Below are 7,755 nucleotides of genomic sequence, written 5' to 3' on the forward strand. Positions count from 1 at the left end.
CGGCCGGGCGCCCCGCCGCACCCGCCGCGGCCGCGCCACCGTCCCGGCCCGCGTCCTCGCCGCCTACGGCCCCCGCCGCGACGGCCACCCGTACGACACCCACGTCCTGCCCTGTCGCCCCAGCGTCCCCACCCTGCGCCCGGTCGACCTGGACACCCTCCCGGACCTCACCGCCGAGTCCGGCCGGGGCCTCTTCCTCATCCACGCCCTCACCGACCACGTCCAGCTGCGCAACCACCCGCTGCGCGGGGCGATCGTCAGCTTCGACAAGATCCTCAAGTGGCAGGACGACGCGCTGCTGCGGGCGGCTTCGTAGGGCGGGCTTCGTTGTAGGGGACGGCGGGGGAGCCGGGGTCGGGTCAGTGGCGCAGGGCTTCGGCCGGTTCGACGGCGGCGGCCCGGAGGGCCGGGTAGAGGCCGGCCAGCAGGCCCACCAGGCTGCCGGCCAGCGGTGCGGGCAGGACCGTCCAGGGCTGGAGCAGGGCGGTCCAGTCGCGGGCCAGCGCGACCAGCACCACGACGGCCACGCCGATCGCGGTGCCGATCAGTCCGCCGAGGGTGCCGAGCACGGTGGACTCGGTGAGGAACTGGGCCGCGATGTGCCGGGGCCGGGCGCCGAGGGCGCGCCGCAGGCCGATCTCGCCGGTGCGCTCCAGGACGGCGACCAGCGTGGTGTTGGCGATGCCGACCGCGCCGATCACCAGGCAGATGGCGGCCAGCAGCAGGAACAGCCCGGTGAGGTCGGTGGAGACGGAGTCCCGCAGGGTGTGCGGGTCGGGCGGGGCGAGGGCCTCGAAGTCCTGGGGGGCCTCCGGGCGCAGGGCGGTCGGGGCCTGGGAGGCGACCAGGGCGGCCGCGCCGGTCCGGGTGCGGACCACCATCCGGGCCCGGCCGTTCTCCCCGGGCGGCGGGTTGCCCCAGAGGGTCCGCGCGGTGGTGGTGGGCACCATGACGTCGAGCGCGGTCTCGGGCAGCCGGGCGCTGCCGTCGATGATGCCGATGACGGTGAAGCCGACGCCGTTGACGAACACCGCGGGGTGGGCGTCGAGGCGGCTGATGCCGAGCCGTCCGGCGGCGGCCGAGCCCAGGACCGCGACGCGCAGGCCGCGTTCGCTGTGGAAGGCGTTGTAGACGGTGCCGGCGGAGACCCGGGCCTCGATCGCGTCGAAGCCGCCGGGGGAGAGCGCCAGGACGTTGAGCCCGGCGCCGGAGCCGGTGCCGGGCACCGGGGAGGTGGAGATCTTCGGCTCGGTCAGCGGCGCGCTCCAGTAGACCCCGGCCGCGACCGCGCCGTTGAGCCGGCCCACCCGGCGGTCGGCGTCCTCGGGGAAGTCCATGGCGGCGCGGTGCTGGCCGTTGCCGAGGACCACCTCCGCTCCGCGGCCGACCAGGGTGACCGTGGTGTTCTGCAGGGCCGAGAAGCGCTTGCCGATCTGGCCGGTGGCGCTGGAGGTGAGCCCGAGGACGGCGACGAAGGCGCCGACGCCGAGGACGGTGCCCAGCAGGGTGAGCACCGACCGGCCGGGCCGCTGCACCATGCCGGACAGCGCCTCGCTCAGCAGGTCGGTCAACCCGAGCCGGGAGAGCGGGACTTCGGTGGACGTGGCGCGCCTCCTCACCGTTCGACCGCCGCCCCGGTCGCGCTCAGCCGGCCGTCCCGGATGGTGATGGTCCGCCGGGCCCGTTCGGCGACCTCGCGGTCATGGGTGATGACCAGCAGGGTCAGGCCGCTCCCGTGCAGTTCCTCGAACAGCTCCATGACCCGCAGGGCCGTCGCCGAGTCGAGGTTCCCGGTCGGTTCGTCGCACAGCAGGAGCGACGGCCGGTTCACCAACGCCCTTGCCACTGCGACGCGTTGGCGTTCACCTCCGGACATCCTGGAGGGCAGGGCCTCGGCGCGGTGGCCGAGGCCGACCTGGTCCAGGACCCGTCGGGCGGCGTCGGCCCGGCCCGCCCTGGCCGATCCGTTGTAGACCTGGGCGAGCATCACGTTCTCCAGTGCGGTCCGGTACGGCAGCAGGTGGAAGGACTGGAAGACGAAGCCGATCCGGCGCCCGCGGAGCGCGGTGCGGCGGGCCTCGGAGAGCGCGCCGGTGTCGATGCCGTCGAGTTCGTACGTGCCGCCGCTGGGCCGGTCGAGCAGGCCGAGCAGGTTGAGGAAGGTCGACTTGCCGGACCCCGAGGGGCCGATCACGGCGGCGTACTCGCCGCGGGCGACCTCCAGGTCGAGGGGGTGCAGGGCGGTGACCGGCGGTGGGCCGGGGAAGGTGCGGAACGCCCCGCGCAGCCGGATCACCGGGGTGTCGCGGTCGGCTCCGGCGCGGTCTGTCCCGGCCCCGCTCACCGGCCGACCACGACCTGCTCGCCGGGCTTGAGCTCGGCTCCGGCGGCGGGCTTGACCTCGACGAAGCCGTCCGCGGCGACGCCCGCCGTCACCTCCACGGTGCGCCGGGTGCCGTCGGTGCCCGCGACGGACACCGAGGTCCGGCCGTCGACGCCCGAGCTGATGGCGGAGGAGGGCACGGCGAGCACCTCGCCCTGGGTGGAGGCGGCGACCACGGTGATCCGGACGTCCTGGCCCTCCAGGGCCGGGTCCCAGGGGGCGTCGGGGGTGACGACGAGCGGGACGTAGGGGTCGGTGCCGGCGCCCGGGGCCGCCGGTGCCGCGCTGGCGGCGCCGCCCCCACCCCCGCCGCCACCGGGGCTTCCCGGGGTGACGAGCGCGCCCACCGAGCCGACCTTGGCGGTGAGTTGGACGCCCGTGGTCTCGGACAGCACGGTGACGTCCATGCCGGGCTTGACCAGCGGGGCGTCGCCGGGGAGCAGGTGGCCGGTCAGGTTGAGGCCGCCGGCGGTGAGGGTGAGGACCGGGGCCGTCACCTTGTCGCCGACCCTGGCGCCGACGGCGCCCACCCGGGCCGGCAGCGCCGGCAGGAAGACCACCTCGGCGGCGGGCAGTTGGGGGCCGTCCTTGGCCTGGGCGCGGGCCAGGTCCTGCTGCTTGGCGGTGAGATCGGCGCGGGCCCGGGCGAGCGCGGCGGCACCTCCGGAACCGGCGCCACCGGAACCGGCACCTCCGGCGGGTGCGCCGGTCCCGGTGGTTCCCGGGGCCGGTGCGCCGTTCTTGCCGGCCGCCGGGGCCGTGGTGGCCGGAGTGGCCGCCGCGGTCGGCTCGCCGTCGCCGCCGCGGGCGGGCTGGCTCTCCAGGTCCCGGACGGCCTGTTTGGCCTGGTCCACGGCCTGCTGGGCGGTCCGGACGGCGGTGGCGGTCTGGTCGCCGGTGGTGGCCGCCGGGTAGCCGAGCTTCTGGTAGAGCCTGGCCACGGCGGCCTTGGTGGCGGCCCCGAAGTACCCCTTGTCGTCGCCGCCCGGGTAGTACCCCATGTCCCGGAGCACGTCCTGCAGTTGGCCGATGTCGCCGCCGGACTCGCCCGGTGCCATGTCGCGGTAGGCGGGTGTCGAGCCGGGCAGGGCGATCACCGGCCGTCCGGACACCTCGGCCAGCACCTGTCCGGAGTCCACCGCGTCCCCGCTGTTGACCTTCAGCGCCGTCACGATCGGGGTGCCGCCGCCCGGGCCGCCGGCGCTGGCCGAGACCGCGCCCGGCTGCACCGGGAAGGACTGGCCGGCCGTGAACACCCCGCGCAGGACGGTGGTGTTGGACAGCACCCGCTGCACCACCGGTGCCGTGAGCACCGAGGCGGGCGGCGCCTTGGCGTCGGCGGCGGCCTGCTCCGGCGAGCGGATCAGGGTGGCGGCCCACATCCCGCCCCCGGCGGTGACCGTCGCGACCAGGGCGATCACGACGATCAGCCGCCGCCGTCGACGCGGGGTGGACCCGGCCGGGGTGGCGGGTTCCGCTGCGGTGGCCTCGGGCTCGGGTGTTTCCACGGCTTCCATTTCCGGTACGTCTTCCGGTGCTTCGCGCTCGGACGGGGGTCAGCTGCTGCGGGGCGGGGCGGCGGTGCCCCCGGGGCACGGCAGCGGGTTCTGGATGTCGGTGACCTTCCACACCCCGTCGATCCGACGCATTGTCATGATGCTGAGCTGTTCTGGGCGTTGGCCGACCTGGCTGATCTCGTGGCCGGTGCCCGCGTCCACGATCCGCCAGGCGTCCAGGTCGACGCAGTCGTACAGCCGGCGGGCCTCCCCGTCGGTCCGCATGCCGAGCAGCCGGTGCTTCACCTCGCCGCTCATGTGCTGCCCCTCCTGGCGCAGTTGGTCCACCGAGGCGCGCAGGATGGAGAGGTTGGGCTCGTCGGCGTGGGCGTCCAGCGGAGCGGCGGCGACGTCGCCGGCCCGGGCGACCTTCGTCCACTCGTCCCAGTAGGCGAGGTACGGCTGCCGCAGGTCGTCCCCGACCGCGGTCAGCCGTTCGCCGTTCGGGCCGGTGGCGGTGGCGCGGTCCGGGGCGGCCGAGGAGGTGCCGGAGCAGCCCGCGGTGGCCAGGACGGCGGCGCAGGTCAGGGCGGCGGCGGCCGTCCGCGCCGGGCGGCCGGGCCGGGCGCGGCTCACTGGCCGTGCTCCCGCAGCACCGTCGCCGCCTGGTCGAGCTGGGACTGGATGGCGGCGCGGTAGGCCTTCAGCTCGTTGTCGTGCTGCTCGATCAGCTGTTTCTGGATGGCGCTCTGGACGCCGAAGGCGATGCCGGAGAGGTTGGTCTGCCGGGTGCAGGCGACGTCGGCCTTGGCGGTGTCGATCTCCCGCTGGGTCACCGTGGGGCCCCAGGACTCGGTGCTGAGGCTCTCGGGGTTGCCGTAGGCGTAGCCCCGCTGCTTCATGCAGGAGGCCCACTCGGTGGTGGCGGCGACCACCCGGGCGTCCGCCTTGGTGCGGTTCATCGACTGGCCGGTGAGGTCCCCGTAGACGTCGGCGGCGGGCGGCTTGTCGCCCTTGAGCTTGCGGTCGGCCTCGCCGGTGCAGCCGCCGGGCGGGGTGCTGCCGCCGGCCGGCTCGCCGCCGGTGGGGGACTTCAGCCCGGAGAGCGCAGTGAACTCGGCGGGGTTCATCGGACTGCCGCTGCCGACCTTGGCTCCTCCGGCGGTGCCGGGCTGGTGGAACCCGTACTGGGCGGCCTGCGCCTCGTTGAGGAACCCGTACGGCGTGGGCATGTCGTCCTTGCCGGCCTTGGTGAGGTCGGCGTTGTTCGGCTGCCAGGAGGCGAAGCCGAGCCGCTTCATGCAGTCCTGGGTGAGCAGGCCCTGCGCCTTCGCGATGCCGGTCAGTTCCTGGGGGCTCGCCGCGAAGGCCCGCAGCGGGAGCTGCTGGGTGTCGGCCACGGTCGTCGGGGTGGGCGTCGCGGTCAGGGCGGGCGCGGCGGCCTGGCCGCCGGTTCCGCCGGTGGCCGGGGCGGCGCTCCCGCCGGAGGAGCAGCCGGTGAGCAGGGCGAGCCCGGTGGCGGCGACGACCAGGGCGGTGCGGCGGTGGGACCTCACGAGTGGACCTCATCGGGTGGGCGGGCCGGTAGTCTCGGGCGGAGCCCTCTTCGCCCCATTAGCGGTGGGGCGAAGAGGGCCGTGGTGCGGTGGAGCAGATCAGCACTTGGTCCACTGGTTCGAGAGGGCACCGGAGATGTAGTCCTCGAAGGTGTAGCCCCAGACGCCGGTGGCCCGGTCGGTGTTGCTGTCCCAGGCGGTGTAGCCGTTGACGGTCGAGCCGTTGGTGTAGCACCAGTCGTTGGTGCCGTGGCCCGGGTAGCCGATGCCGTTGATGGAGGAGTTGGTGTACGGGCCGCTGCGGATGTTGGCGGCGGTGGTGTAGTCGCTGACGTAGAGGGCGTTGGCGGCCCCGGTGCCGAGGGTCAGCGCGGCGACGGCGGCGGCCGCCACGGTGGCCACGCGGCCCATGCGGTTCTTGAGCATGGTGAGTCCCATCTCTCTTGGTGCGGAGGGTAGTTGCCGATGCCCCGAGTGGGGCCAGGACATCTCAGCACCGGGCCGGACGGTCCACCAGTGTCCTCAGGTACAGTCCTCCAGCCGGAACAGCAGGGCCGCTTGGGCCAGTTGGATGCGCGAGCACACGCCGAGCTGCTCGAACAGGGCGGCGGTGTGGGCCTTGACGGTCCGCTCCTCGATCCGCAGTTCGGCGGCGATCTCCTGGTTGGACAGGTCGGTTCCGATGAGTTCGAGGACTTGGGCGCGGCGCTGGGAGAGCCCCCTGACCCGGTCGGCCGCCGCGCGCATTCTCGAAAGATGATCGATCGTCAAAAGCTGTGCATCGCCCATCGGTTCCCCCCGTAGCCGAGTGTGGAGCGTACGCACGACAAGTCTCGGCCGGGCGGTAGGCCCAGTCAACGTGGATGTTACGGAGAGAGACGCTCCGGATGTCCGCGGTGTTCCGGCCGGGGGCGGGCCGTACGGGCCGCCGGCCGGCGGTTCCGCTCCGGTTGCCGGGTGCGCGCGGCGGTCGGACGATGGGGGCATGATGCACCAGATGCGGGCCGAGTACGGCGCCGGCGGCGAGGCCGGCGGGGTGCGGCTGTGGCACATGGTCCGGGGCGAGGAGAGTGTGGCGATGTGCGGCCGTGAGCTCGACCCGGCCGCGCGGGTGCGGGAGGCGGTGGACTGGGGGAAGACCCCGGAGCTGTGCTGCCACACCTGCGGGGCGTACTTCCTGCGCGAGGCGCCGTACCTGGCGGCCGAGCACCCGTAAACGGCGCTACCGTGCTCGGCATGGAGGAATCCCTCGTCCGGCCGTCGCCGTTGACCGATGAGGCCGCCGGGCTGCGCGCCGGTGTGCCGGAACTCCCCGAGTACGTGGACCGGTTGTGCGCGCTGGTCGAGCGGGTGGACCCGCTGATCCACGCGTTCGTGCCGGAGCCCGGGCGGTACGACCGGCTGCGGTCGCGGGCGCGCGAGCTGGCCGCGCGGTACCCGGAGCCCGACCGGCGGCCGCCGCTGTACGGGGTGGCGGTGGGCGTCAAGGACATCGTGCACGTGGACGGGCTGCCCACGCACGGCGGTTCGGCGCTGCCGCCCGGGGTGCTGGCCGGGCCGCAGGCCGTGGTGGTGGACCGGCTGCTGGCGGCGGGGGCGATGGTCGCGGGCAAGACGGTGACCGCCGAGTTCGCCGCGAGCGCCCCCGGCCCGACCCGCAATCCGCACCGTCCGGGGCACACCCCGGGCGGCTCCAGCAGCGGTTCGGCGGCGGCGGTCGCGGCCGGGCTGGTGCCGCTGGCGATCGGCACCCAGACGGTCGGCTCGGTGATCCGCCCGGCCGCGTACTGCGGGGTGGTGGGCTTCCGGCCGACGTACGGGCGGATCCCGATCGCGGGGGTGATCCCGAACGCGCCGAGCCTCGACACCCTGGGGACCTTCACCGCCGACCTGGCGGGCGCGGCCCTGGCGGCCCCGCTGCTCTGCGACGACTGGCGGGGCGACGGCCGGCTTCCCTCCCCGGACCGGATCGGTGCCGGGGAGGTCCGGCCGCCCGTGCTCGGGGTGCCGGACGGGACGTACCTGGAGTGTGCCGAGCCGGCCGCGCTGCGCGCCTTCGAGGAGCAGCTGGCCCGGCTGGCGCGGGCCGGGCTCACGGTGCGCCGGGTCGAGCTGTTCCCGGACTTCGCCGAGGTCGTCCGGCAGCTGCAGACGGTCAACCGCTTCGAGCTGGCCCGCGGCCACGCCGACTGGTTCGCCCGCTTCGGCGGGCTCTACCGGCCGGAGACGGCGGCGGGCATCCGGGTCGGCCGGGGCGTCGCGGCCGAGGACCGGGAGGCCGCCCTGCGGTTCCGGGAGCGGCTGCGCGAGCGGGTGGCCG

Annotated in this window: 9 protein-coding genes and 1 pseudogene; 3 read left to right on the forward strand and 7 right to left on the reverse strand. The window is 75.0% G+C overall.

Features of this window, described 5'->3' with window-relative positions; genetic code table 11:
• Window positions 1–316: pseudogene (locus AE652_RS48550) on the forward strand (ATP-binding protein); the annotation flags it as partial.
• Window positions 317–359: 43 nt separating this feature from the next.
• Here the strand turns inward: AE652_RS48550 and AE652_RS29975 are convergent.
• From AE652_RS29975 to AE652_RS46695, 7 genes are all read right to left on the reverse strand, one after another.
• A complete protein-coding gene (locus AE652_RS29975) occupies window positions 360–1,619 on the reverse strand; it encodes an ABC transporter permease (protein ID WP_049657145.1) in 1,260 nt (419 codons plus the stop codon).
• A complete protein-coding gene (locus tag AE652_RS29980; RefSeq protein WP_049657146.1) occupies window positions 1,616–2,344 on the reverse strand; it encodes an ABC transporter ATP-binding protein in 729 nt (242 codons plus the stop codon). The genes AE652_RS29975 and AE652_RS29980 overlap by 4 nt, the downstream gene beginning before the upstream one ends.
• The gene (locus AE652_RS29985; RefSeq protein ID WP_159028585.1) at window positions 2,341–3,891 is read right to left on the reverse strand and encodes a peptidoglycan-binding domain-containing protein; all 1,551 of its coding nucleotides are present in this window, start codon (window positions 3,889–3,891) and stop codon (window positions 2,341–2,343) included. The genes AE652_RS29980 and AE652_RS29985 overlap by 4 nt, the downstream gene beginning before the upstream one ends.
• A 48-nt stretch (window positions 3,892–3,939) precedes the next feature.
• A complete protein-coding gene (locus tag AE652_RS29990; protein ID WP_049657150.1) occupies window positions 3,940–4,515 on the reverse strand; it encodes a hypothetical protein in 576 nt (191 codons plus the stop codon).
• The gene (locus AE652_RS29995) at window positions 4,512–5,435 is read right to left on the reverse strand and encodes a hypothetical protein (RefSeq protein ID WP_049657152.1); all 924 of its coding nucleotides are present in this window, start codon (window positions 5,433–5,435) and stop codon (window positions 4,512–4,514) included. Before AE652_RS29995 ends, AE652_RS29990 begins: the two co-directional genes overlap by 4 nt.
• Before the next feature lie 99 nt (window positions 5,436–5,534).
• On the reverse strand, window positions 5,535–5,861 hold the full coding sequence (locus AE652_RS30000; RefSeq protein ID WP_159028586.1) for a hypothetical protein: 327 nt from the start codon (window positions 5,859–5,861) through the stop codon (window positions 5,535–5,537).
• Window positions 5,862–5,957: 96 nt separating this feature from the next.
• The gene (locus tag AE652_RS46695; protein ID WP_049657156.1) at window positions 5,958–6,182 is read right to left on the reverse strand and encodes a response regulator transcription factor; all 225 of its coding nucleotides are present in this window, start codon (window positions 6,180–6,182) and stop codon (window positions 5,958–5,960) included.
• Window positions 6,183–6,420: 238 nt separating this feature from the next.
• Between AE652_RS46695 and AE652_RS30010 the strand changes: the two genes are divergently transcribed.
• Both AE652_RS30010 and AE652_RS30015 read left to right on the forward strand, forming a co-directional pair.
• Window positions 6,421–6,651 (forward strand): hypothetical protein, encoded by a 231-nt coding sequence (locus AE652_RS30010; protein WP_049657159.1) that lies wholly within the window; start codon window positions 6,421–6,423, stop codon window positions 6,649–6,651.
• 20 nt (window positions 6,652–6,671) lie between these two features.
• Window positions 6,672–7,755 (forward strand): amidase (locus AE652_RS30015; protein ID WP_049657161.1); only part of this gene is annotated, 1,084 nt, incomplete at its 3' end.

The organism is Kitasatospora sp. MY 5-36 (genome assembly GCF_001182915.1).
Classification (GTDB): domain Bacteria; phylum Actinomycetota; class Actinomycetes; order Streptomycetales; family Streptomycetaceae; genus Kitasatospora.